The 23,855-nt window shown below is 69.5% G+C and carries 18 protein-coding genes; 14 read left to right on the top strand and 4 right to left on the bottom strand.

Going from position 1 to position 23,855, the window contains the following annotated elements; translation table 11 throughout:
* Positions 1 to 5: 5 nt before the first annotated feature.
* From chvE to mmsB, 3 genes are all read left to right on the top strand, one after another.
* Positions 6 to 1,142 carry a multiple monosaccharide ABC transporter substrate-binding protein gene (gene chvE / locus ACR3ZA_RS05985; RefSeq protein WP_473661102.1) on the top strand — a complete coding sequence of 379 codons (1,137 nt, stop codon included), beginning with the start codon at positions 6 to 8 and terminating at the stop codon, positions 1,140 to 1,142.
* A 124-nt stretch (positions 1,143 to 1,266) separates the two neighbouring features.
* Positions 1,267 to 2,796 carry a multiple monosaccharide ABC transporter ATP-binding protein gene (gene mmsA / locus ACR3ZA_RS05980; protein ID WP_473661100.1) on the top strand — a complete coding sequence of 510 codons (1,530 nt, stop codon included), beginning with the start codon at positions 1,267 to 1,269 and terminating at the stop codon, positions 2,794 to 2,796.
* 44 nt (positions 2,797 to 2,840) lie between these two features.
* Positions 2,841 to 4,025, top strand: a complete 1,185-nt coding sequence (gene mmsB, locus ACR3ZA_RS05975; RefSeq protein WP_473661098.1) for a multiple monosaccharide ABC transporter permease — start codon at positions 2,841 to 2,843, stop codon at positions 4,023 to 4,025.
* 79 nt (positions 4,026 to 4,104) lie between these two features.
* Here the strand turns inward: mmsB and ACR3ZA_RS05970 are convergent, their stop codons facing one another.
* From ACR3ZA_RS05970 to xylA, 3 genes are all read right to left on the bottom strand, one after another.
* Positions 4,105 to 5,538, bottom strand: coding sequence for a family 43 glycosylhydrolase (locus ACR3ZA_RS05970; protein ID WP_473661096.1), 1,434 nt, complete (start codon positions 5,536 to 5,538; stop codon positions 4,105 to 4,107).
* Positions 5,522 to 6,934: a xylulokinase gene (xylB, locus tag ACR3ZA_RS05965; RefSeq protein ID WP_473661093.1), complete on the bottom strand. Its 1,413-nt coding sequence runs from the start codon at positions 6,932 to 6,934 to the stop codon at positions 5,522 to 5,524. The genes ACR3ZA_RS05970 and xylB overlap by 17 nt, the downstream gene beginning before the upstream one ends.
* Before the next feature lie 94 nt (positions 6,935 to 7,028).
* Entirely contained in the window at positions 7,029 to 8,219 is a 1,191-nt protein-coding gene (gene xylA / locus ACR3ZA_RS05960) for a xylose isomerase (RefSeq protein ID WP_473661091.1), read from the bottom strand.
* A gap of 114 nt (positions 8,220 to 8,333) precedes the next feature.
* Between xylA and ACR3ZA_RS05955 the strand changes: the two genes are divergently transcribed.
* The 8 genes from ACR3ZA_RS05955 to ACR3ZA_RS05920 all read left to right on the top strand — a co-directional run bounded on the left by ACR3ZA_RS05955 (position 8,334) and on the right by ACR3ZA_RS05920 (position 18,576).
* The gene (locus tag ACR3ZA_RS05955; protein WP_473661089.1) at positions 8,334 to 9,524 is read left to right on the top strand and encodes an ROK family protein; all 1,191 of its coding nucleotides are present in this window, start codon (positions 8,334 to 8,336) and stop codon (positions 9,522 to 9,524) included.
* Positions 9,521 to 10,777, top strand: coding sequence for an FAD-binding protein (locus ACR3ZA_RS05950; RefSeq protein ID WP_473661088.1), 1,257 nt, complete (start codon positions 9,521 to 9,523; stop codon positions 10,775 to 10,777). Before ACR3ZA_RS05955 ends, ACR3ZA_RS05950 begins: the two co-directional genes overlap by 4 nt.
* Before the next feature lie 263 nt (positions 10,778 to 11,040).
* A complete protein-coding gene (locus tag ACR3ZA_RS05945; RefSeq protein WP_473661086.1) occupies positions 11,041 to 12,279 on the top strand; it encodes an extracellular solute-binding protein in 1,239 nt (412 codons plus the stop codon).
* Between the two features lie 49 nt (positions 12,280 to 12,328).
* Complete coding sequence (locus tag ACR3ZA_RS05940) at positions 12,329 to 13,273, top strand: ABC transporter permease subunit (RefSeq protein WP_473661083.1); 945 nt, start codon at positions 12,329 to 12,331, stop codon at positions 13,271 to 13,273.
* Positions 13,273 to 14,163 carry an ABC transporter permease subunit gene (locus ACR3ZA_RS05935; RefSeq protein ID WP_473661081.1) on the top strand — a complete coding sequence of 297 codons (891 nt, stop codon included), beginning with the start codon at positions 13,273 to 13,275 and terminating at the stop codon, positions 14,161 to 14,163. The genes ACR3ZA_RS05940 and ACR3ZA_RS05935 overlap by 1 nt, the downstream gene beginning before the upstream one ends.
* 29 nt (positions 14,164 to 14,192) lie before the next feature.
* Positions 14,193 to 16,574, top strand: coding sequence for a glycoside hydrolase family 3 N-terminal domain-containing protein (locus ACR3ZA_RS05930; protein WP_473661079.1), 2,382 nt, complete (start codon positions 14,193 to 14,195; stop codon positions 16,572 to 16,574).
* 48 nt (positions 16,575 to 16,622) lie between these two features.
* Positions 16,623 to 17,621 carry a substrate-binding domain-containing protein gene (locus tag ACR3ZA_RS05925; RefSeq protein WP_473661077.1) on the top strand — a complete coding sequence of 333 codons (999 nt, stop codon included), beginning with the start codon at positions 16,623 to 16,625 and terminating at the stop codon, positions 17,619 to 17,621.
* Between the two features lie 52 nt (positions 17,622 to 17,673).
* Entirely contained in the window at positions 17,674 to 18,576 is a 903-nt protein-coding gene (locus tag ACR3ZA_RS05920) for a nucleoside hydrolase (protein ID WP_473661075.1), read from the top strand.
* Here ACR3ZA_RS05920 and ACR3ZA_RS05915 read toward each other — a convergent pair.
* Positions 18,573 to 20,306, bottom strand: coding sequence for a DUF5605 domain-containing protein (locus ACR3ZA_RS05915; protein ID WP_473661073.1), 1,734 nt, complete (start codon positions 20,304 to 20,306; stop codon positions 18,573 to 18,575). The genes ACR3ZA_RS05920 and ACR3ZA_RS05915 overlap by 4 nt on opposite strands.
* Positions 20,307 to 20,453: 147 nt before the next feature.
* Between ACR3ZA_RS05915 and ACR3ZA_RS05910 the strand changes: the two genes are divergently transcribed.
* Genes ACR3ZA_RS05910 through ACR3ZA_RS05900 form a run of 3 tightly spaced genes read left to right on the top strand, consistent with a single transcriptional unit; the run spans position 20,454 to position 23,844 of the window.
* On the top strand, positions 20,454 to 21,911 hold the full coding sequence (locus tag ACR3ZA_RS05910) for a GH1 family beta-glucosidase (RefSeq protein WP_473661072.1): 1,458 nt from the start codon (positions 20,454 to 20,456) through the stop codon (positions 21,909 to 21,911).
* 9 nt (positions 21,912 to 21,920) lie between these two features.
* Positions 21,921 to 23,192 carry a Bcr/CflA family efflux MFS transporter gene (locus ACR3ZA_RS05905; RefSeq protein ID WP_473661070.1) on the top strand — a complete coding sequence of 424 codons (1,272 nt, stop codon included), beginning with the start codon at positions 21,921 to 21,923 and terminating at the stop codon, positions 23,190 to 23,192.
* Between the two features lie 4 nt (positions 23,193 to 23,196).
* Positions 23,197 to 23,844, top strand: coding sequence for a phosphatase PAP2 family protein (locus ACR3ZA_RS05900; RefSeq protein ID WP_473661068.1), 648 nt, complete (start codon positions 23,197 to 23,199; stop codon positions 23,842 to 23,844).
* The last annotated feature ends 11 nt before the right edge of the window (positions 23,845 to 23,855 follow it).

Below are 23,855 nucleotides of genomic sequence, written 5' to 3'. Positions count from 1 at the left end.
CTCACATGATGAAAGGAAACACAGTGAAGAAGGCAAAGGTTCTTCTTGCCGGCATCGCCGCCGGTGCACTGACGCTCAGCCTCGCGGCGTGCGCCCCCGGAGACGGTGGCAGCGGCGACGGTGACGGCGGTCTGATCGGTGTTGCGATGCCGACCCGCTCGTCCGAGCGGTGGATCGCCGACGGTGACGCCGTCAAGGCGGCGCTCGAGGCGCAGGGGTACACCGTCGACCTGCAGTACGCAGAGGACGACATCCCCACGCAGGTCTCGCAGGTCGAGAACATGATCACCAAGGGCGCCCAGGCGCTCATCATCGCGGCGATCGACGGCACCACCCTCAGCAACGTCCTGCAGACCGCGGCCGACAGTGACATCCCCGTGATCTCCTACGACCGCCTGATCGTCGGAAGCGAGAACGTCGACTACTACGCCACGTTCGACAACTTCCTCGTCGGCCAGCAGCAGGCGTGGACCGTGCTCAACGGCCTCGGTCTGACCGAGCTGGACGGCACGCCCATCGCGGACGCGCCGGCCGGCCCGTTCAACATCGAACTGTTCGCCGGTTCGCTCGACGACAACAACGCGTTCTTCTTCTTCAACGGTGCGATGGATGTCCTCCAGCCGCTCATCGATGAGGGAACGCTCGTCGTGAAGTCGGGTCAGACCTCGATCGAGCAGGCCGCCACGCTCCGCTGGGACGGCGAGACCGCCCAGAGCCGCATGGAGGACCTCCTCACCGCGAACTACTCGGGCGGCGACAAGGTTGACGCCGTGCTCTCGCCCTACGACGGAATCAGCCGCGGCATCATCTCGGCTCTGACCGACGCGGGCTACACGGTCGGCGAGGACTTCCCGATCATCTCCGGTCAGGACGCCGAGGTCGACTCGGTGAAGTCGATCCTCGCGGACGAGCAGTACGCGACCATCTTCAAGGACACGCGTGAGCTCGCCAAGGTCGCGGCCGGCATGGCGATCGCCATCCTCGAGGGAACCGAAGTCGAGGTGAACGACACGACGACCTACGACAACCAGGTCAAGATCGTCCCGTCGTACCTGCTGGCGCCGGTTCCGGTCATCAAGGCGAACGTGCAGGAAGCGCTCGTCGACACCGGGTACTGGACGGCTGCGGACCTCGGTCTGTAATCCGGTTCGGAATTCCCCTCACCCGCGAGCCCTGGCGCTCGAGGGGTGAACCCTGAAGGATCGGTGGTGGGGCCCACCCCACCACCGATCCTCTCCGACAACGATGTAAGGAAGCGGGCGAGAGATGACCCAGAACATCCTCGAGATGCGGTCGATCACCAAGACCTTCCCGGGCGTCAAGGCGCTCAGCAACGTCACCCTGGAGGTGGCGCGCGGCGAGATCCACGCCATCTGCGGCGAGAACGGTGCCGGGAAGTCGACCCTGATGAAGGTGCTCTCGGGGGTGTATCCCCACGGCACCTATGACGGCGAGATCGTCTTCGAGAACAAGACCGTCGAGTTCGGCAACCTTCGCGACAGCGAGGCCGAGGGAATCGTCATCATCCACCAGGAGCTCGCCCTCAGCCCCTACCTCTCGATCGCGGAGAACATCTTCCTCAACAACGAGGTGAAGAACCCGGTCGGACTGATCGACTGGAACAAGACCAACCACGAGGCGGCCAAGCTGCTGGCCCGCGTCGGCCTGAGCGAGAATCCGCTCACCCGCATCATGGACATCGGCGTCGGCAAGCAGCAGCTCGTCGAGATCGCCAAGGCGCTGTCGAAAGAGGTCAAGCTGCTCATCCTCGATGAGCCGACCGCGGCGCTCAACGACGAGGACAGCGACCACCTGCTCGACCTCATCCTGCACCTCAAGGGGCAGGGCATCACGAGCATCATCATCAGCCACAAGCTCAACGAGATCAAGAAGATCGCCGACAGCGTCACGGTCATTCGCGACGGTCAGACGATCGAGACGATCGCCAAGTCGGATGTCACCGAAGACCGCATCATCAAGGACATGGTGGGTCGCGACCTCGAGCACCGCTATCCCGACCACACTCCGCACATCGGCGAGGAGGTGCTGCGCGTCGAGAACTGGACGGCGCACCACCCGCAGGATCCGACCCGCGTCATCGTCGACAACGTCAACCTCAACGTGCGCGCCGGCGAGATCGTCGGGATCGCCGGGCTCATGGGCGCCGGCCGCACGGAGTTCGCGATGAGCCTGTTCGGGCGCAGCTACGGCACGCGGATCAGCGGCAAGGTCTTCAAGAACGGGATCGAGATCAAGACCCGCTCGGTCGCCGAGGCGATCCAGCACGGTCTCGCCTACGCGACCGAGGATCGCAAGTACTACGGGCTCAACCTGATCGAGGACATCAAGCGCAACATCTCGATCGCCGCCCTGAAGAAGATCTCGCACTTCGGCCTCGTCAACGATCACGAGGATTTCAAGATCGCCAACGAGTACCGATCGAGCATGAACATCAAGGCGCCGAGCGTGCTGGTGCCGACGGGCAAGCTGTCCGGCGGAAACCAGCAGAAGGTCGTGCTGTCCAAGTGGATCAACGCCGACCCCGACGTGCTCATCCTCGACGAGCCCACCCGCGGCATCGACGTGGGCGCCAAGTATGAGATCTACACGATCATCAACCGCCTCGCGGCGCAGGGGAAGGCGATCATCGTCATCTCCTCCGAGCTTCCCGAGCTCATCGGGATCAGCGACCGCATCTACGCACTGTCCGAAGGCCGGATCACGGGCGAGCTGCCCGTCGAGCAGGCCACCCCTGAAGCACTCATCAAGCTCATGACCATGGAGAACGCACGCTGATGTCCGAACCCACTACGCGCACTGACGTTGCGGAAACGACCCCGATGCCCGCCAACCGGATCACCGCGGCCCTCAGCCACGTCGTCTCCGACCTCGGCAAGAACGGCATCTTCATCGCGCTGATCGCGGTGATCGTGTTCTTCTCGATCACCACCGACGGCATCCTGCTGCGGCCGCAGAACATCTCCAACCTGATCGTGCAGAACGGGTACATCCTGGTGCTCGCGATCGGCATGGTGTTCGTGATCGTCGCCGGTCACATCGACCTCTCCGTCGGCTCGGTCGCCGCGTTCATCGGCGCGGTGTCGGGGGTGTTCATCCGAGATCTCGGATTCCCGTGGTGGCTGGCCATCATCGGCGCCCTCGCGGTGGGCGCGCTGGTCGGCGCCTGGCAGGGGTTCTGGATCGCCTACGTCGGCATCCCCGCGTTCATCGTGACGCTGGCCGGCATGCTGATCTTCCGCGGGCTCGCACTGGTCACGCTCGGCAATGCGAACATCGGCTCGTTCCCGGAGGAGTACCGAGCGCTCGGCAACGGGTTCTTGACCGATCTATTGGGGGAGTTCGCGATCGATCCGCTGACGCTCGCCGTCGGCGCCATCGCCATCGTCGCGATCGTGGTGCAGACCTGGCGCACACGTCGGGCTCGCCAGGCCTACGCCCAGGATGTCGAGCCGGTGTTCTGGTTCGTCGCCAAGATCCTGCTCGTGATCGGCGGTCTCGGTGCGTTCAGCTACGCGCTGGCCAGCTTCAAGGGCATCCCGGTGACGCTGATCGTGCTCGCCGCGCTCGTGCTGATCTACGGCATCATCCAGAACCGCAGCGTGTTCGGTCGTCACGTCTACGCGATCGGCGGCAACCGTCACGCGGCCGAGCTCTCGGGCATCAAGACCCGCCAGGTCGACTTCTTCCTGTTCGTCAACATGGGGGTGCTCGCGGCGCTCGCCGGCCTGATCTTCACGGCGCGACTGAACCTCGCCGGGCCGAAGGCCGGTGACGGCTTCGAGCTGGAGGCGATCTCGGCGGCGTTCATCGGCGGCGCCGCCGTCCAGGGCGGCATCGGAACGATCGGCGGCGCGATCATCGGCGGTCTCATCATCGGCGTGCTGAACAACGGCATGTCGATCATGGGAATCGGCATCGAGTGGCAGCAGGCCGTCAAGGGTCTCGTGCTGCTCCTCGCGGTCGCCTTCGACGTCTTCAACAAGCGCCGCAACGCCGGTCGCTGAGTCGGCAGGGATGCATCCCGGACGTTGGGGAGTGCCGCGCGCGGCACTCCCCAACGTCGCGGGTCACGCGGTTGGGAGCTCAGTCGAAGCGGACGTCGCGCGCGGCCGCCTCGACGTCGACCGTCGAGAACACCCCGAGCCACACGCCGACGAAGCTCATCCGGCCGGCGGCACTCGCGCTTCGCGAGGTCAGGTAGCGCCCATCCACCGACGCGACCAGGCGGCCATCCGCCACGCAGTCGTAGCGGTACCCGTCCACCCGGAGCTCCAGGCGGGTTGCGGATCCCACCTCAGCGACCAGCTCGGCCACCCCATCCCGAACCTGCACCACGCCGTCCGACGAGAACAGCAGATGATCGTGCTCCGACTGGCGTGCGGCGAGCCCCACTCCATCCGGCACGGTCGCCGCGAGCGTCTGGGTCAGTGAGGTCTGGCGACGCCCCACGAACGCCGGCGTCCCCACCTCGGTGAGCGCATCGCCGGGCGACAGCCAGATCGTGTCCCCGTCGACGCGGCCAGCACGGCGAGCGCTGCGCACCTGCGTCCACGCCAGCGGATCCGGAATCGCAACCTGCGTCTCCAGCCGACGGGCGCCGTCGACACGCGCAAGCTGCCCGACTCCGCGGGCGAACACCGGCCAGTCGTCCTCCCAGTCGACCGAGGTCGCGAAGGTCTCGCGCGCCATCGGCCCCTCCTCGCCGTCGTGCGTGCGCACCGCGAGGAGGAACGCCCACCACTCGCCGTCCCGGCCCTCGACCAGGTCGGCGTGGCCGGCCGCCACGATCGGGTGCTGTCGGCCGAGATGGCGGTGGGTGAACACGGGATTGCGCGCGAAACCGGTGTAGGGACCGACGATCTCGCGTGACCGTGCGACCGAGATGGCGTGCTCCTGCGCGGTGCCGCCCTCCGCGGCCAACAGATACCACCAGCCGTTTCGCTGATACAGGTGCGGACCCTCGGCCCAGATGGCCTTGTCGAGCGCGCCCGTCCAGAGGACGTGTTCCGGTCCGATCAGTCGGCCCGCATCCAGATCGACCTCGCGAAGCCAGATCTCGGCCTGCTGGTGCCATGCGGGTTCGGCGGCGAGACGCGTTCCCGTGTACCAGCAGCGATCGCCGTCGAAGACCAGCGACGGGTCGAAGCCTGCCGCGTCGCCGAACCAGATCGGATCCGACCACGGCCCGGCCGGATCCGTCGCCGTGATGAGGAAGTTGCCGTTCTTCTCCGACCCGCCGACGACGGTGCAGACGAGGTAGAAGACCCCGTCGTGGTGCCGCAGCGTCGGCGCGTAGAGCCCGCCCGAGGAGGGCACGTCGCCAAGGTCGAGCTGATCCAGTCGATGGATCGCGTGCCCGATCTGCGTCCAGCTCCGGAGGTCAGTGCTGTGGAAGACCGGCAGCCCCGGAAAGTACTCGAACGTCGACGTGACCAGGTAGTAGTCGTCGCCGACGCGGCAGACGCTGGGATCCGGATACGTGCCCGCCAGGACCGGCGTCTCAGGCTCGAGCGGCATACTGCGCTCGAATCACCGGGCGGGTGTCTGATGACGGTGACGCGGACACCGCGAGCGGCCACTGCGGGCGAGCGCCGGTCAGCGCCCACGCCGCCTGTGCGCTCGCGCCGAAGGCGACGTACTCGGCCGGCTCGGGCACGACCACCGGCGCGTCGAACACCTGAGCCGCGATCGTCGCCACCGCAGGGTTCTGCGCCGCGCCGCCGACCAGCAGCACGCGCTCGGCCGTGACCCCGTGCGCGCGCACGGCGTCGAGTCCGTCAGCCAGACCGCACATCATCCCCTCGATCGCGGCCCGCGCCAGGTTCTCGCGGGTGGTGCTCGCGAGCGTCATGCCGAACAGGGTCGCGGTCGCGTCGGGCAGGTTGGGGGTGCGCTCGCCTTCGAAGTACGGCTGCAGCACGAGGCCTGCCGCACCCGGGTCGGCGGCGAGGGCAAGCCGCCCCAGTTCGTCGTGGTCGACCCCGAGGAGCCGCGCCGTCGCGTCGAGGATGCGGGCGGCGTTGAGCGTGGCGACGAGGGGGAGGAAGGCGCCGGAGGCATCCGCGAATCCGGCGACCGTTCCGGTTTCGTCGCGCACCGGCTGCCCGGTCACCGCGAAGACGGTGCCGCTGGTGCCGATGGAGACGACGACGTCGCCGGGGCTGGCGCCGAGCCCGAGCGCGGCGCCCGCATTGTCGCCCGCGCCGGGGCCCACGATGACGCCAGCCGGCACGGTCCCGTGGGCGGTGGTGGTGCCATCGGTGTCGGCGGGTCCGAGCACCCGCGGCAGGATCGCGTCGTGCCCGAGGGCGGCGATCAGCAGCTCGCGGTCGTACTCGCCGGTGCTGGGATTCCAGTAGCTGGTGCCGCTGGCGTCGGAGCGGTCGGTGGTGAGCGCCGCCAGGTCAGGGCCGAGCGGGCTCGCCTCCGCGGGCCCGTAGCCGAGCAGTCGCCAGGTGAGCCAGTCGTGGGGGAGCGCGACGGCGGCAACGCGGGCGGCGTTCTCCGGTTCGGCGTCGCGCAGCCAGCGCAACTTGGTGGCGGTGAAGCTGGCGACGGGCACGCTGCCGGTGCGCCGGGCGAGTTCGGCGGCGCCGAATTCGGCGATCAGGGCGGATGCCGCCCCGGCGCTGCGGGTGTCATTCCACAGCAGCGCCGGGCGGATCACCTCACCGGCGGCGTCGAGCACGACCATGCCGTGCTGCTGGCCCCCGACCGAGATCGCGGCGACGTCGTCGAGGCCGCCGGCGTCGGCGATCGCGGTTTCGAGGGCGGCCCACCAGGCATCCGGATGCACTTCGGTGCCCTCGGGATGCCCGGCGCGCCCGGTGCGCACCACGGCCCCGGTCTCGAGGTCGCGAATTACGACCTTGCAGCTCTGGGTGGAGGAGTCGACCCCCGCAACGAGCGTCACAACTCACCCCAACCGCGTGACCCGCGCCCCAACCGCGTGCCGCACGCGGCACTCGCTGGCGCCCGGGATGCATCCCTGCCGCAAACAGGCATGGTTAGCGGGCGCCGAGGAGGTGCTCGGTGGCGAGCTGCTGCAGGCGCACGAAGCCGAAGCCCTTGCCGCCGAGGTAGGCGTCGGCGTCGAAGTCCTCGAACGCGCTCGCATCCGCCAGCAGGTCGTCGTACGTCTCCCCGGCCGAGAGGGTCGGCACGGCCAGCTCGGGCACGCGCGAGGCGATGAGCGCCTCCTGCACCTCGGGGTCGGCGCGGAAGGCCGCGGCGCGCTCCTTCAGCAGCAGGTAGGTGCGCATGTTCGCGGCGGCCGAATCCCAGACGCCGGTCTCGTCTTCGGTGCGGCTCGGCTTGTAGTCGAAGTGGCGCGGGCCGGTGTACGACGGGCCGCCGTTGGGGCCGCCGTTCTCGAGCAGGTCGACGAGCGAGAACGCGTTGTGCAGGTCGCCGTGCCCGAACACCAGGTCCTGGTCGTACTTGATGCCGCGCTGACCGTTGAGGTCGATGTGGAACAGCTTGCCCTGGTAGAGCGCCTGCGCGATGCCGGCGGTGAAGTTGAGGCCCGCCATCTGCTCGTGGCCGACCTCGGGGTTGAGGCCGAACAGCTCGGGGCGCTCGAGCGTCTCGATGAACGCCATCGCGTGTCCGACGGTCGGCAGCAGGATGTCGCCGCGCGGCTCGTTCGGCTTCGGCTCGATGGCGAAGCGGATGTCGTAGCCCTTGTCGGTGACGTAGTCGCCGAAGACGTTGAGCGCCTCGCGATACCGCTCGAGGGCGCTGCGCACATCCTTCGCGGCGTCGTACTCGGCGCCTTCGCGGCCGCCCCACATGACGAAGGTGGTGGCGCCGAGCTCGACGCCGAGCTCGAGCTGGCGCATCGCCTTGCGCATCGCGAAGCGGCGCACCTCGCGGTCGTTGGAGGTGAAGCCGCCGTCCTTGAAGACGGGCGCGCTGAACAGGTTGGTGGTGACCATCGGCACCGTCATGCCGGTGGAGGCGAGGGCGCTCTTGAGTCGCTCGATCTCCTTCTCGCGCTCGGCGGGCGTCGAGCCGAAGGCGAACAGGTCGTCGTCGTGGAAGGTGAGGCCGTAGGCGCCGAGCTCGGCGAGCTTCTCGACCGCGTGGACGACGTCGAGCGGCTTGCGGGTGGGGCCGCCGAACGGGTCGGTGCCGTTGTAGCCGATGGTCCAGAGTCCGAAGGTGAACTTGTCGGCGGGGGTGGGCTGAAGGGCCATGATGCTCCTGGTTCGACGGTGAACGCAAAATGTTGCGTGCTCCAACTTATATCATGATGCGGACGCAACGGAAGGGTGCGATGTGGCGCAGATGCGCGCGGATATGGTGAACCAATGGTCAGCATGAAGGACGGCTCGGACGGAGTCCGCCGTCGCAACCTCGCCGCCGTGCTGGCGCGGGTGCACCGCGGCGGTCCCGCCTCGCGAGCGACCCTCACCGCCGAGACCGAGCTGAACCGCTCCACCATCGGCGCCCTCGTCGGCGAACTCGAGAGCCTGGGGCTGGTCGAAGAGGCGGATGCCCCGGCCACCCGGCGCGTCGGACGACCCTCGCCCGTGGTGCGGCCCCACGCTCGCCCCGTCGTCGTCGCGGTGAACCCGGAGCTCGATGCGGTCACGGTCGCGGTCGTCGGGCTCGGCGCCCGCGTCGAGCATCGTGTTCGGCGCGAGGTCGACCACGCGGTCACCGCGCGCGAGACCGCCGAGATCGTGGCGGAGGTGGTGGCCGCCTATCGAGCCGAGACGACCGATGCGCACCGGCTGATGGGCGTCGGCCTCGCCGTGCCTGGCCTGGTGCGCGCCAGTGACGGCGTGGTGCGCTGGGCCCCCCACCTGGGCTGGCGCGACGAGCCGATCGCCGAGCTGATCGCCGACCGGCTGCAGCTGCCGACGTTCGTCGACAACGACGCGAGTCTCGGCGCCCTCGCCGAGCGCCTGTTCGGCGCCGGTCGCGGCGTCGCCGAGCTCGTCTACCTCAACGGTGGGGCGAGCGGTATCGGTGGCGGCCTCATCGTGCACGGTCAGCTGCTGGGCGGGGCCCACGGCTACGCGGGGGAGTTCGGCCAGAACCGCCCCGGCATGGCGGACGCGGGCGACCGCGTGACCGCGCACGGCACGCTCGAGGACGAGGTGAGCCGATCCCGGCTGCTCGCCGTGCTGGGGCTCACCGGCGCCGACGAGCCCCAGCTGGAGCGCGCCCTGCTCGAGTCGAACGATCCGGCGGTCGCCGCGGAGCTGGCCCGGCAGCAGAGGATTCTCGCGGTGGCGCTCGGCAACGCCATCAACGTCGTCAATCCGGAGCTCGTCGTGCTGGGTGGATTCCTGGCGAGCCTGCTGGCCTGCGATCAGGCGGCGCTCGAGCGCGCCGTGGCGGCCACGACGGTGCCGGCCTCCTTCGAGGGGGTGCGCATCCAGTCGGCCGACCTCGGCGAGGACCGACTCCTCATCGGCGCCGCAGAGCTGGCGTGGCAGCCGATCCTGACCGACCCCGCATCGGCGGGAGACCCCGAAAGGTCGCGTCCATGACGACCGCGAATCCCGGAAGCACCTGGTCCGGCACCCACCGCTTCACCGCCCCCCGCCTGGTCGAGGCCCGCTCGATTGCCGACGTGCAGGCGGCCGTGCGAGCGGGCGGCCCGGTGCGCGCGCTCGGCACGCGGCACTCGTTCCACGACATCGCCGACACCGCGGGAACGCTCGTGACGGTGCTCGACATCGACCCGGATCCGGTGCTCGACGAGGCGGCACGTGAGGTGACCGTCGGAGCCGGCACGCGCTACGGCACGCTCGCCGTATGGCTGGAGCAGCGCGGCTGGGCGCTGCACAACCTCGGCTCGCTGCCGCACATCTCGATCGGCGGCGCGATCGCGACCGGCACCCACGGCTCCGGCAACGGCAACGGGGTGCTCGCCGCCGCCGTGCGCGGCCTCGAGTACGTGGATGCCGCGGGCGAGCTCCGTGCGGTGCGGCACGGCGACCCCGACTTCGAGGGGCTCGTGGTGTCGCTCGGCGCCGTCGGCATCACGGTGCGGGTGACGCTCGCCGTCGAGCCGAGCTTCCGGGTGCGCCAGGACGTCTTCGCGGGCCTCAGCTGGGCAACCCTGCTCGCCGAGCTCGAGGCGGTGACGGGCGCCGGCTACAGCGTGAGCGTGTTCACGAACTGGCTCGGTGAGGACGCGGGCGACATCTGGGTGAAGTCCCGCATCGACGGCGAAGGCGCGGCGCCGGAGCGTCTCTTCGACGCCTCCCGAACCAACGGCGTGACTCCGATCTTCGAGACGGCGGAGAACCTGACCACCCAGGGCGGGGTTCCCGGTCCCTGGCTGGAGCGGCTGCCGCACTTCCGGCTGGACGCGACGCCGAGCAATGGCGACGAGATCCAGACCGAATACTTCGTCGATCGGGCCGCGGGTGCGGAGGCGCTCGCCGCGGTGCGCGCGCTGCGCGACGACATCGCTCCCCAGCTGCTGGTGACCGAGCTGCGCACCGCGAGGGCGGATTCGCTTTGGCTCTCGGGCGCGTTCGAGCGCGAAATGCTGGCGATCCACTTCACCTGGAAGAACGAACCCGAGGCGGTGCGCGCGCTGCTGCCGCGCATCGAGGCGGCGCTCGCCCCGTTCGATGCGCGGCCGCACTGGGGCAAGTGGCACGCCTTCGACGCGGAGCGGATCGCTGCGGTGACCCCGAAGCTCACGGAGGCGCGCGCGCTGTTCGAGCGCCTCGATCCCGAGGGGCGCTTCTCGAACGCCCATCTGACGCGGCTGGGGCTGCGCGGCTAACGACGCACCGGGGGTGCTCGGCCGTTCTCACGCGGTTCTCCAGAGAACGCTCTCTCAGATTCTCTCCGGATGTTGCGCTGGCGCGGTTTCCATGTTTTTATGATGCCCAGGTCGATCTACCACCACAGCCCTGTGCAACGGCTCACGGTTTTCGGCCCAGTCAGAGAACGCTCTCTGGCCGGTGGGTGCAGAGGCGCATCCATCGCAAACCGCGATCCCGCAGAGAAGGGGGATTCACCGTGAAAGCCCGTACCACCACCGCCATGACAGCGGTTCTCGCCGTCGCTTTGGCCACAGCCGGCTGCAGCAGCACCGAGTCCGGCACCGACAGCACGTCGTTCGAGTTCTGGTCGTTCACCGGCATCAACCAGACCGCCGACGTCGAGGCCTACGAGGCCGACCACCCCGGCATCGACATCAAGCTCACCGAGGTGGGCAGCTCGAACGAGACGGCGCAGGCGCTGGCGACGGCGCTTGCCGGCGGCAAGGTGCCCGACCTGGTGCTCATCCAGGGCGACAACATGCCCAACTTCCTCGAGAACCCGGGCAACTTCTACGACCTGAACGAGCTCGGCGCCGACTCCATGACCGGCGACTACCTCGACTGGGTCATCTCGCAGTCGACCGCGCCCACCGGCGAGGTCATCGGCATCCCGACCGACGTCGGCGGCCTGGGCCTGGCCTACCGCACCGACCTGTTCGCCGAGGCCGGTCTGCCGACCGACCGCGACGAGGTGTCGGCGCTGCTGGCGACCTGGGAGGACTACTTCACGGTCGGCGAGCAGTACGTCGCCGCGACGGGCAAGGCGTTCGTCGACAACGCGGCCACGTCGGTCTTCTCGCAGGCGGTCAACCAGGTGTCGGAGAAGTTCTTCGACAACGACACCCAGGAGCCGGTGTACGACACGAACCCCGAGGTGAAGGAGGCCTTCGAGCTCGGCGTCGAGGCCGCCACGCGTGGCATCTCGGCCAACCTGCCGTCGTTCACCGACGGCTGGTCGGCGGGCATGGCGAAGGGCGACTTCGCCACGATCGCCGCTCCGTCGTGGATGCTCGGCATCATCAAGGGCAACGCTCCCGACACCGAGGGCCTCTGGGACATCGCCGAGATCCCGGGCGGCGCCGGCAACTGGGGCGGCAGCTACCTCGCCATCCCGAAGGGCGCGGCCAACCCGGAGGCGGCGTGGGCGTACATCCAGGAGATGCAGTCGCCCGACGCTCAGCTCGCGAAGTTCGTCGAGTCGGGCTCGCTGCCGACCACGCCGGCCGTGTTCGACGACCCGGCGCTGCTGGAGAAGACGGATGACTTCTTCTCGGGCGCTCCGATCGGCCAGATCTACACCGACGCCGTCCTCAACCTGGAGCCGTTCTACATCGGCCCGGACAGCGCCACCATCGGGCAGGAGTTCGCTCTGGTCATCGCCAACATCGAGAACGGAGGCGACCCGTCGGGCGCCTACGAGACCGCGTTGGCCAACATCAAGACCGCGCTCGGCGGTTGACCACTCGGGTGCGGTGCCTTCGGGCGCCGCACCCTCCGGAAGGTACCTCATGACTTCTTCGACGGTCTCTGTGTCGCGCGCGGCGCAGACGACGCGCGCGGTCCGCGAAAGCTGGGCCGAGCGGGTCGCGCCCTACGGCTACATCGCCCCGTTCTTCGTGCTCTTCGCGATCTTCGGGCTGTTCCCGTTCCTCTTCACGTTCGTGATCGCGCTGTTCGACTGGAACCCGATCGGGTCGCAGACGTTCATCGGCTTCGACAACTTCGTGCGCCTGTTCGAGGACCCCCGCTTCTGGAACGCCGCCGGCAACACGGTGAGCATCTGGGTGCTGTCGACGGTGCCGCAGCTGCTGCTGGCCCTGGGGCTGGCGCACCTTCTGAACCACGCCCGACTCAAGTGGGCCAACTTCTTCCGCATGTCGCTGCTGGTGCCGTACATCACCTCGGTGGCGGCGACCACGATCGTCTTCTCGCAGATCTTCAACCGCGACTACGGCGTCTTCAACTTCTTCATCGGCCTGTTCGGCGCCGACCACATCGACTTCCTCGCCTCCAAGCCGGGCAGCCACATCCTGATCGCGCTCATGATCATCTGGCGCTGGTTCGGCTACACGACGCTGCTGTACCTGGCCTCGCTGCAGGCCATCCCGCACGACATCTACGAGGCCGCGGCGGTCGACGGAGCCAGCGGCTGGAAGCAGTTCACGAACATCACCATCCCGTCGCTGCGTCCGGTCATCATCTTCACGATCGTCACCTCGACGATCGGCGGCCTGCAGGTCTTCACCGAGCCGTTGCTGGTGTCGCGGGGAACGCCGCTCACCTGCGGCACCGCGCGCGAATGCCAGACGCTCACGCTCTTCCTCTACGAGCAGGGCTTCGGCCGGTTCGAGTTCGGCTACGGCTCGGCGATCGGCGTCGCCCTCTTCCTCATGGTGGTCGCCATCGCGACCGTCAACTTCCTGCTGTCGACCCGCATCAAGGGGGCGAACTGATGACGACCGAACTCGTCGACACCGTCGCGGTCGCACCGCCGACCACCGGGCAGAAGCGGCGCCCGCGCCATTTCGACCGGGTGCGCTGGTGGGTGTACGCCTTCCTGATCCTCGCCGCCGCCGCGTGCATCTTCCCGCTGTACTGGATGTTCGTCGTCTCGACGACCGACTCCGCGACCGCGACCCAGCTGCCGCCCCGTGTGATCCCCGGCGACAACTTCTTCGCACTCGCCGAGGTCGTGTTCACCACGATCCCGTTCGTGCGCTCCATCATCAACAGCTTCGTCGTCGCGATCACGGTCGCCGTCGGGCAGGCGGTGCTCTCGGCGCTCGCGGGCTTCGCCTTCGCCAAGCTGCGGTTCCCCGGGCGCAACGTCCTGTTCATCATCGTGCTGCTCACGATGACCGTGCCGACGCAGCTCGCCGTGATCCCGCAGTACATGATCATCTCGACGCTCGGCTGGGTCGACACCCTGCAGGCGCTGATCGTTCCCACCCTGGCGAGCGCCTTCGGCATCTTCTGGATGCGTCAGCACATCGGCGTGACCATCAGCGACGAGCTGCTGCAGGCGGCGCGCCTCGATGGGGCCAACAGCTGGCAGATCTTCTGGCGCATCGTCTTCCCGATCGTGCGTCCCGCCGCCTTCGTGCTCGGACTGCTCGGCTTCGTCACCTCGTGGAACGACTTCCTCTGGCCGTTCATCGTTCTGAAGTCGCCCGACATGTACACGGTGCAGATCGCGATCCAGGCCTTGCAGAACAGCTTCGCCATCGATCTCGGCCTGGCGATGTCCGGCTCGTTCTTGGCCACGATTCCGCTGCTGATCGTCTTCGTCTTCGTCGGACGTCGCATGGTCGCCGGAATCATGGACGGCGCCTTCAAGGGCTGACGGACCGCACCTTCTCAACGAAAGCAATCATGACGAATCTCCTCCCCGCGTCCGGCCGTGCCGTCGACCCCGTCGCCGAGCCCTGGTGGGATCCGACGCTCTCGGTCGATGACCGGGTCGACGCGCTCCTGGGTGCGCTGACGCTCACCGAGAAGGTCAAGCAGCTCGGCTCGATCTGGCCGCAGGGCAACCTCGATCCGGAGGACGAGGGCGCCAACGTGGCGCCGCTGTCGGACCAGTTCACCGGGGGCGACGTGCCCATCGAGGAGCGGATCGTCGACGGACTGGGCCACATCACGCGCGCCTACGGCACCGCGCCGCTGACCCCGGCGCAGGGGGCCGGGATCCTCCGACAGCTGCACCAGCAGGTGGTCGAGTCGAACCGGCTCGGCATCCCCGCGCTCGTGCACGAGGAGTGCCTGACCGGCTTCGCCGCGTACGGGGCGACCGCCTACCCGACGCCGCTGGCGTGGGCGGCGAGCTTCGACCCGGCGCTCGTGGAGCGGATGGCCCGCGCGATCGGGCGCGACATGCGGGCGGTCGGCGTGCACCAGGGCCTCGCCCCCGTGCTCGACGTGGTGCGCGACTACCGGTGGGGACGCGTCGAGGAGACGCTCGGCGAAGACCCGGTGCTGGTCGGCTCCGTCGGGGCCGCATACGTGCGCGGCCTCGAGCAGGAGGGGATCATCGCCACGCTCAAGCACTTCGCCGGCTACGCGGCTTCGCGCGCCGCGCGCAACCACGCGCCGGTGTCGATCGGCGCGCGGGAGCTCGCCGATGTCATCCTGCCGCCGTTCGAGCAGGCGCTGGTCGAGGGCGGTTCGCGCTCGGTCATGAACTCGTACACCGACGTGGACGGCGTGCCCGCCGGTGCCAGCCACGATCTGCTGACCCGCCTGCTTCGCGACGACTGGGGCTTCGCGGGCACCGTCGTCTCGGACTACTGGGCGGTGCCGTTCCTGCGGTCGATGCACCGGGTGGCGGCCACCGACAGCGAGGCGGGCGTGCTGGCGCTCTCGGCAGGTCTCGACGTCGAGCTGCCGTATACCGTGTCCTTCGATGAGGGTGTGGTGCGCGCGGTCGAGTCGGGCGCCCTGCCCGCCGACGTGCTCGACACGGCGGTGCGCCGCGCGCTGCGCCACAAGATCGAGGCGGGACTCCTGGACCCTGATCGGCCGCTCGTTCCGGCCGATGCCGACAGCGCCGATCTCGACTCGGCCGGCAACCGTGAGATCGCTCGCGCGCTGGCGGAGGAGTCGATCATCCTGCTGCACAACGAGGGCGGGCTGTTGCCCCTGGCCGCCGACACCACCGCGCGCGTCGCCCTGATCGGCCCGGGCTCGGATGACGCTCTCGATCTGCTCGGCTGCTACGCCTTCCCCAATCACGTGCTCGGGCGCTTTCCCTCCTTCGGCCTTGGCCTGCCGGTCGCGACCATCCGCGACGCGCTCGCCGAGGAGCTGCCCGCCGCGACCATCACCTGGGCCCCCGGCGTCGACGTGTTCGGCGCCGACGAATCGCGGATCCCGGAGGCCGTCGAGACGGCCGCCGCGAGCGACCTGGTCATCCTCGTCGTCGGCGACCGCTCGGGACTGTTCGGCAACGGCACCTCGGGGGAGGGCTGCGATGCGGCCGACCTGCGGCTGCCCGGTGCGCAGTCGCAGCTCGTCGAGGCGGTGCTGGCCACGGGAGTCCCGGTGGTGCTGCTGAGCGTCTCGGGTCGTCCCTACGCCATCGGCGACGCGGCGCGGCGCGCCGCCGCCGCCCTGCAGGTCTTCCAGCCGGGTGTCGAAGGCGCCTCGGCGATCGCCGGCGTGCTGAGCGGACGCGTCGAGCCCGCGGGCCGACTGCCGGTGCAGATCCCGGGTTCTCCCGTGATCGGGCCCTCGACCTACCTGCAGCCGCCGCTCGGGCAGCGGCAGGACGGGCTGGGCAACCTCGACCCCACAGCCGCTTACCCGTTCGGGTTCGGCATCGGCTACGGCACGGTGGCGATCGAGGGCGCCTCGCTCGGTGCCGAGGAGGTCGCGGTCGACGGTGAGTTCGAGGTCGCCATCGCGGTGTCGAACTCGGGGGAGCGCAACGCCAACGAGACGATCCAGATCTACGCGAGCGATCCGGTCGCCCAGGTCGTGCTCCCCGAGCGACGGCTCATCGCGTTCCAGCGCGTGACGCTCGCACCCGGAGAGTCGGCCGAGGTGCTGCTGCGGATTCCGACCGACCTGGTGAGCTTCACGGGGCTGCGCGGCACGCGCATCGTCGAACCGGGCGAGCTGACGCTGACCGTGGCACGCTCGGCCGGTGACGCGGGCATCCCCCTCGCCGCCCGTCTGACCGGACCGATCCGCGAGGTGGGCCACCGCCGCCGGTTCAGCGCCACCTCGACGATTCGCGGGCGCCGCGGGGCATGACCCCGGATGCCGAAAGGTATGCTCGCTCCGAGGAGCGGGAGGCTGTCGATGAGAAGTCCAACACTCGTCGACGTCGCCGCCGAAGCGGGGGTGTCGCGGGCGACGGCGTCGCGCGTGCTCGCCGGCTCCTCGAACGTCGATCCGCGCATGACGAGTCAGGTGCTCGCGGCGGCCGACAAGCTCGGCTACCGTCCCAACGCGGCAGCGCGGCGTCTCGCGGGCGGGCGGTCCGGCACGGTGGCCGTGGTGCTGGCTGCGGGCGAGATGGACGGGCTGAGCGGCTCGTTCCTGGCAGGGCCGCTGCGCGGGGCGACGTCGGTGTTCGCCGACTCGGCGCTGCAGCCGGCGCTGCTGCTCGCCGACCGTCGTCGGCTCTCGGCGCTCGTCGACTACCTGGCGGCGGGGCACGTCGACGGTGCCGTCGTCATCCTGCAGCACGAGATCAGTCGCATCTCGGAGGCGCTGCGCTCGCTCGAGCTGCCGCTGGTGTTCGTCGGACGCCCGGTGGGGGTCGGGACGGAGAAGCTGGCGTTCGTCGAGTCGGACAACTACGTCGGCGGCCGGCTCGCCGCGCGGGCGCTGATCGATGCCGGGCGCACGCGGATCGCGACCATCAGCGGACCGGCCGACATGAGCGCCTCCGCGGAGCGTCAGGCGGGCTGGCACGACGAGCTCGCCGAGCACGGGATGTCGACCACGGCTGTGGCTCGCGGCGACTTCACGATGGCGGGCGGCGCCGACGCGATGGCGCGTCTGATGTCGCGCCACGCGGACATCGACGGCGTCTTCGCGGCCTCCGACCTGATGGCGGTCGGCGCGATGCGGGTGCTGCAGGCGAGCCGTCGCGCCGTTCCCAGGGATGTTTCGATCGTCGCCTTCGACGACACGGTGGTGGCGGCGACGTCGGATCCGCCGCTCACCTCGGTGCGGCAGCCGCTGGAGGAGATGGGCCACGCCGCGGCCGAGCTGCTCATCCGGATGCTCGGAGGCGCCCCGCCCGAGCAGTTGGTGCTGCCGACCACTCTGACTGTTCGCGAGTCGGCCTAGCCGGTCTCGGGGGCGTCGCGCACGATTCCGCCCTCTGTGAGAGGACCGCACTATGACCATGCTCGGATTCGAGGTTCCGGCGCAGAAGCGCATTCGCGTCATCATCAACACCGACGCGAAGAACGAGGCCGACGATCAGTTCGCGATCGTGCACGCCCTGCTCAGCCCGCTGCTCGACGTGCGCGCGCTGATCGCCGCGCATTTCGGCGATCATGTTCCCGACTCGATGGAGCGCAGCTTCGAGGAGATCCTGCACGTGCTGGAGCTGATGGAGCTGGAGGCGCCGCCGCCGACGCACCGCGGCTCGCCGGTGCGGCTGCCCGACGAGTCCACGCCGGCGCCGTCGGCGGGAGCGGACGCGATCATCGCCGAGGCGATGCGCGAGGATCCGACGCCGCTGTTCGTGCTGTTCCTCGGGCCGATCACCGACCTCGCGAGCGCCTACCTGTCGGAGCCGCGGATCGCGGGCCGACTGACGGCGCTGTGGACGGGCGGCGGGGCCTACCCGGACGGCGGACCGGACGGCGAGTTCAACCTCTCGAACGACGTCGCGGCCGCCAACGTGGTGTTCGCGTCGGGAATCGAGCTCTGGCAGGTGCCGAAGCCGACGTACGCGCGGGTGCGCGTGTCGCTGGCCGAGCTCGCGGTGCGGGTGCGACCGTACGGCCGGATCGGCGCCTACCTGTTCCAGCAGATGGTCGACTTCAACCTGGCACGCGGCGACCGCCCGGGCTGGCCGCTGGGGGAGGCCTGGGCGCTCGGCGACTCGGCCCTCGTGGGGCTGCTGCTCGACGAGCAGTGGATGAGCCACCACCGTGAGCCGGCGCCGCACGTGACGCCGGAGCTGCGGTACGACGTGCGGTACCCGGAGCGCACGGTGCGGGTCTACGACGAGATCGATGCGCGCTTCATCATCGAGGACATGCACGCCAAGCTGCAGCTCGCCTACGGCTAGTCCTGCGGTGTCTCCGCGTCTCGACGTCGGAGGCGCAGCGCCTGGTACTGCCGGCGCGGCATCTCGATGCGCACCGCATCGCGGCAGCCCCGGGCCACCTCGTCGATCGTCATGTTCCAGGTGTCGATCAGGTCGACGTCCCACTCCCCGGCGGGCAGTTCGAGCTCGCGGAACGACGGACGCATGAATCCGAAGTAGGCGAGGTGCACGCGGCCGTCGACGCCGCCCCACGGCAGGTCCCAGGTCGAGGCGAGCGGGTCGGCGATCCCGTCGGGCATGTCGGCGAAGACCTGCTCGAGGAAGGCGAGTCGCTCCGGGCTCTCACCGTGGAGGCGACCGCCTTTGGACCACCAGAGGATCTCGTCGTCGCGCACGTAGGTCTCGCCGTGGGTGAAGTAGCCGCCGCGCACGGCGGTCTCCCATGCCCGTCGGGTGATCTCTTCGGCGGTCAGGTTTCCCCAGCCGAGGTCGATGTCGCCCTCATAGCCGCACTCGTCGACGACCACCGGCTTGCCCCACTGCTCGCGCCACCGGTCGGTGCTCTCGGCGGTGCGGTAGACGTCGACGCGCTGCATGCTGATGTGCGTGATCCAGGGCTGCGACTGGTCGTAGATCTCGAAGCAGTTGTGGATCGAGCGCAGGTGGTCGACGGGGTCGTTCTGCTGCACGAGGGCGGCCAGCCGCTCCCAGTCGTCGAAGGTCTTGGTGCGCAGGAGGTCGAACTCGTTCGCCATCGACCACCAGACGTTCGGGAACGCCGAGAGACGACGCACGACGTAGCGCACGTAGGCATCGTCGATGCGGCGGGGCAGGTCGCTGAACCCCCAGCGGTCGTAGGGGTGGAACAGGATGAGGTCGGCCTCGATGCCGAGCTCGTCGAGTTGTCGGATGCGCTGCTCGAGCCGGCGGAAGAACTCCGGGTCGAAGCGCTCGAGGTCGAACCCGTCGCCCTCACGGGGGAACGGGAACCGGGTCGGCTCGTCGGTGTTGTATTGATACCACTTGGGGAATATGCACATCCGGATCTTGGTGAACGGGGCCGCCGCGAGCGTGCGGAGCGTCTCGTCCTGAAGCTCGTCGGGCTGGTGCGTCCAGGCGTAGGCGGTGGTTCCGACCGGCCGGTACCGGGTGCCGTCCGCGTAGCGGAAGTGCATGCCGTCGCGCCGCACGGGGCCGTGCTGCCGGGTCGAGGCGGTGACCGTCACGGTGCCCCGGTGGCCGTCGAGCGCGGGCAGGTTCGACGCCGTCTCGAACTGCCAGGGGCCCTCGCTCTCGGGGAGGAAGCGGATCAGGTAGCGGCCCGGTTCGTCGGCGAAGCCGTCGACCGTGAGCTCGGCGTCGCCGGAGCGCAGGCGCGCGCGGAGTTCCACGTCGCGGAACGGGTTCGGCACCTCGGCATCCGTTGTCAGGGCGATCTCGACGGTGCTCCAGCGCTCGGCCGTGGCGGGCGCCTCCACGGTGGCGGTCGCGCGGTCGCCCGCGAACTGCCGGGGCCCTTCGACCGGGCCGCCGCTCGCGTCGTCGCGGTCGAGTGCCTCGAGGGCGGCCACGAACTCGTCGCCCGTCTCGCGCAGCTCGACCCGCTGGGCGATGAACTCGCTGACGCTGTGCTCCGAGAACCGGACCGAGTCGGGATCTCCGGCGAAGCCCGGCAGGAATCGTTCGAAGACGAGGCGCGCGCCGGGCGTCGTGAGCGCTGCCGCGATGGTGGTGGTCGAGTCGATCGGCACGGTTCCTCCGAGTTGTGTCGTGTTGAGAATAACCGATCAACCGGTTGACAACTACGGGGGATTTAGGCTGACGGGGTGCTCCTATTTGGCGGGCGCACGCGCGAGCCTGCCTCGAGCCCACCACCACGCAGGAAAGGCCGTACCCTCATGGCGACCACCGGCTCCCCCGACTACCGCGACGGCGGACTCCAGTTCGCCCCCGACTTCGTGTTCGGCTCGGCCACCGCGAGCTATCAGATCGAGGGCGCCGCCCACGAGGACGGCCGTGGACCGAGCATCTGGGACACCTTCAGCCACACCCCGGGCAAGACCTGGAACGGCGACACCGGCGACGTGGCCGACGATCACTATCACCGACTGGATTCCGACCTCGACCTGATGAAGGAGCTGGGGCTGGAGGCGTACCGCTTCTCGATCGCCTGGCCGCGCATCCAGCCGACCGGGTCGGGCTCGTTCAACCGCAAGGGCGTCGAGTTCTATTCGAGGCTCGTCGACGGGCTGCTGGCCCGCGGCATCCGGCCGGTGGCGACGCTGTACCACTGGGATCTGCCGCAGCCGCTCGAGGATGCGGGCGGCTGGCCGAACCGCGACACCGCCTACCGCTTCGAGGAGTACGCCGCGCGCACGGTGGAGGCGCTCGGCGACCGCGTGCACACCTGGACAACATTCAACGAGCCGTGGTGCTCGGCCTACCTCGGCTACGGCTCGGGCGCCCACGCGCCCGGTCGCACCAACGGGGCCGACGCGCTCGCCGCCGTGCACCACCTGAACCTCGCGCACGGGCTCGCGGTGCCCGAGATCCGGCGGGCGGCGACGAACGACCCGGAGCTGTCGATCACGCTCAACTTCCACGTCATCCGCGGCGACGATGAAACCAGCGGGGAGTCGAACAGCGCAGAGGCGATCCGCCGCATCGACGCGCTCGCCAACCGCGCGTTCACGAGCCCGCTGCTGCGCGGCCGCTACGACGACGACCTGCTCGCCGACACCGCCGACGTGACCGACTGGTCGTTCGTGCGCGACGGCGACCTGGAGCAGATCCACCAGCCGATCGACGTGCTGGGCGTGAACTACTACTCGACCGTGACGGTGAAGATGTGGGACGGCGTCAGCCCCCGCGGCAACAACGACGGCCACAAGGACATGGGCGGATCCGCCTGGCCGGGCAGCCGCAACGTCGAGTTCATGAAGCAGGCCGGCCCCTACACCGACATGGGCTGGAACATCGCCCCCGACGGCCTGGAGGAGCTGCTCGTGCACCTGCACGAGGAGTTCCCGAACCAGCCGCTGATGGTCACCGAGAACGGCGCCGCGTTCCCCGACAAGGTGGTCGAGACCGAGCACGGCACACGGGTTCCGGATGCCGATCGCATCGACTACCTGAACCGCCACTTCACGGCGGCGCACCGCGCGATCGCACGCGGGGTCGACCTGCGCGGGTACTTCGTCTGGTCGCTGCTCGACAACTTCGAGTGGGGCTACGGCTACTCGAAGCGCTTCGGGATCGTGCGGGTGGACTACGAGACGCAGGAGCGGATTCCGAAGGACTCGGCGCGCTGGTTCGCCGAGGTCATTCGCGAGCATCGCACCCCCCAGGTGGGCTAGCGTCGCTTCGTGAGTTCTGAGATCAGCGTCGAGGCGCACCCGCCGACCAAGCCGATCGTTCTCCACCCCGGTGACTCGCTCACCAAGCGTCAGCGCCTCGTCTACGTGCTGGTGCTCGGCGCGCTGGTCGCCCTGGGGCCGTTCACGATCGACCTGTACCTGCCCGCGTTCCCGGCGATCGCGACGGTGTTCGACGCGAGCGACGCCGCGATCCAGCTCACCCTGACCGCGACGACGGTCGGCTTCGGTCTCGGCCAGCTTCTGGTGGGCCCGTGGAGCGACAAGGTGGGCCGCCGCACGCCGCTGCTGGTGGCGACCGCGCTGCACATCGTGGCGAGCCTCGGCGTCGCGCTCGCTCCCGACCTCGGCCTGATCGGCTTCTTCCGCGTGCTGCAGGGCATCGGGGCCGCGGGCGGCGGTGTCGTGGCGATGGCGATGGTGCGCGACCTGTTCGGCGGGCATCCGCTGGTGCGCATGCTGGCCCGACTCGCGCTGGTGACGGGCCTCGCCCCGATCCTGGCGCCGGTGATCGGCTCGCAGCTGCTGCAGCTGATGGACTGGCGCGGCATCTTCTGGGTGCTGATGGCCTACGGCGTGCTCGTGCTGGCGCTCGCCTGGTTCTTCATCATCGAGACGCTGCCGCCGGCGCGCCGCCGCGACGTCGGCCACAGCACGGCACGCGACCGCTATCGCGCGCTGTTCACCGACCGGGTGTTCGTCGGCATCGCGATCGTCGGCGCGATGAACTTCTCGTCGCTGTTCGCGTATCTGGCGGCCTCGTCGTTCCTCTTCCAGGACGTGTACGGCATGGATGCGCAGCAGTTCGGTCTGCTGTTCGGCGTCAATTCGCTCGGTCTGGCGGTGTGCTCGCAGATCTCGTCGCGCGTGATGCGCCGGGTCGGGCCGCAGTGGGTGATCGCGGTCACGCTCACCGGCATGTTCCTCGCGGCGGCGACGATCGCGGTGTTCGCGCTGCTGGGCGGCGGAATCTGGACAGTGCTCATCCCGCTGTTCGTGCTCATCTCGCTCACCGGGGCGACGTTCCCGGCGATCCAGGTGACGGCGCTGGCCCATCACGGCAAGGAGGCGGGCACGGCGGCATCGCTGCTCGGCGCGGTGAACTTCGGCCTTGCCGGTCTCATCTCGCCGATCGTCGGCTGGCTCGGAATCGGCTCGGCGCTGCCGATGGCGGCGGTGCAGCTCGGCACGCTCGGCATCGCGATCCTGGTGCTGTGGATCGTGGTGCGGCCGCGCACCGTGCCGTCGATCGCGGGAACATAGGGGGATGACCTCCTCCCGTCGTCGACGCATCTCACGGCGCGGCGCGACGCTGATCGCGAGCGCCGCCGCGGTGCTCATGATTGTGGCGGTCGGCGGGCTGTTCGCGCTGCGCGTGCTGGTCGGGCCGAGCGCCCTCGACCTGGCCTGGGTCGACGAGCTGCGCGAGAACCCGGGGCCGTGGTTCGAGCTGCCGGCGCGGCTGCTCGACTTCCTCGGCGGGGGCTGGGCGGGGGTGCTCGTCATTCCGCTGGCGCTCGCGATCGCGTTTCTCGTCGAACGCCGTCCGATCGCCGCCCTCACCTTCGTGACGGCGTCGGCGGCGAGCGCGCTCGTGGTGCAGGCGGTCAAGCTGCTGGCCGATCGCGATCGCCCGCTCGAGGCGCTGCTGCAGCTCGAGTCGGCGTCGTTCCCCTCGGGGCATGTCGCGAACGCGGCCACGATGGCGGTGCTGCTCACGCTGCTGGTGCGGCGCTGGAGCGTGGGGATCGCGGGCGCGATCTGGGTGGTGGCGATGGCGTTCGCGCGCACCTACCTCGGCGTGCACTGGCTCACCGACACGCTCGCGGGCGCGGTCGTCGGGGCGGGGGTCGCGGTGTTCGTGTGGGCGCTCTGGGCCCCGAGACTGCAGCGCGAGGAGCGACGCCGTCGCTAACCGTAGGCCGC

The sequence above is a fragment of the Herbiconiux sp. J20-20 genome (genome assembly GCF_057365085.1).
This window is presented reverse-complemented; position numbering and strand designations above follow the sequence as displayed.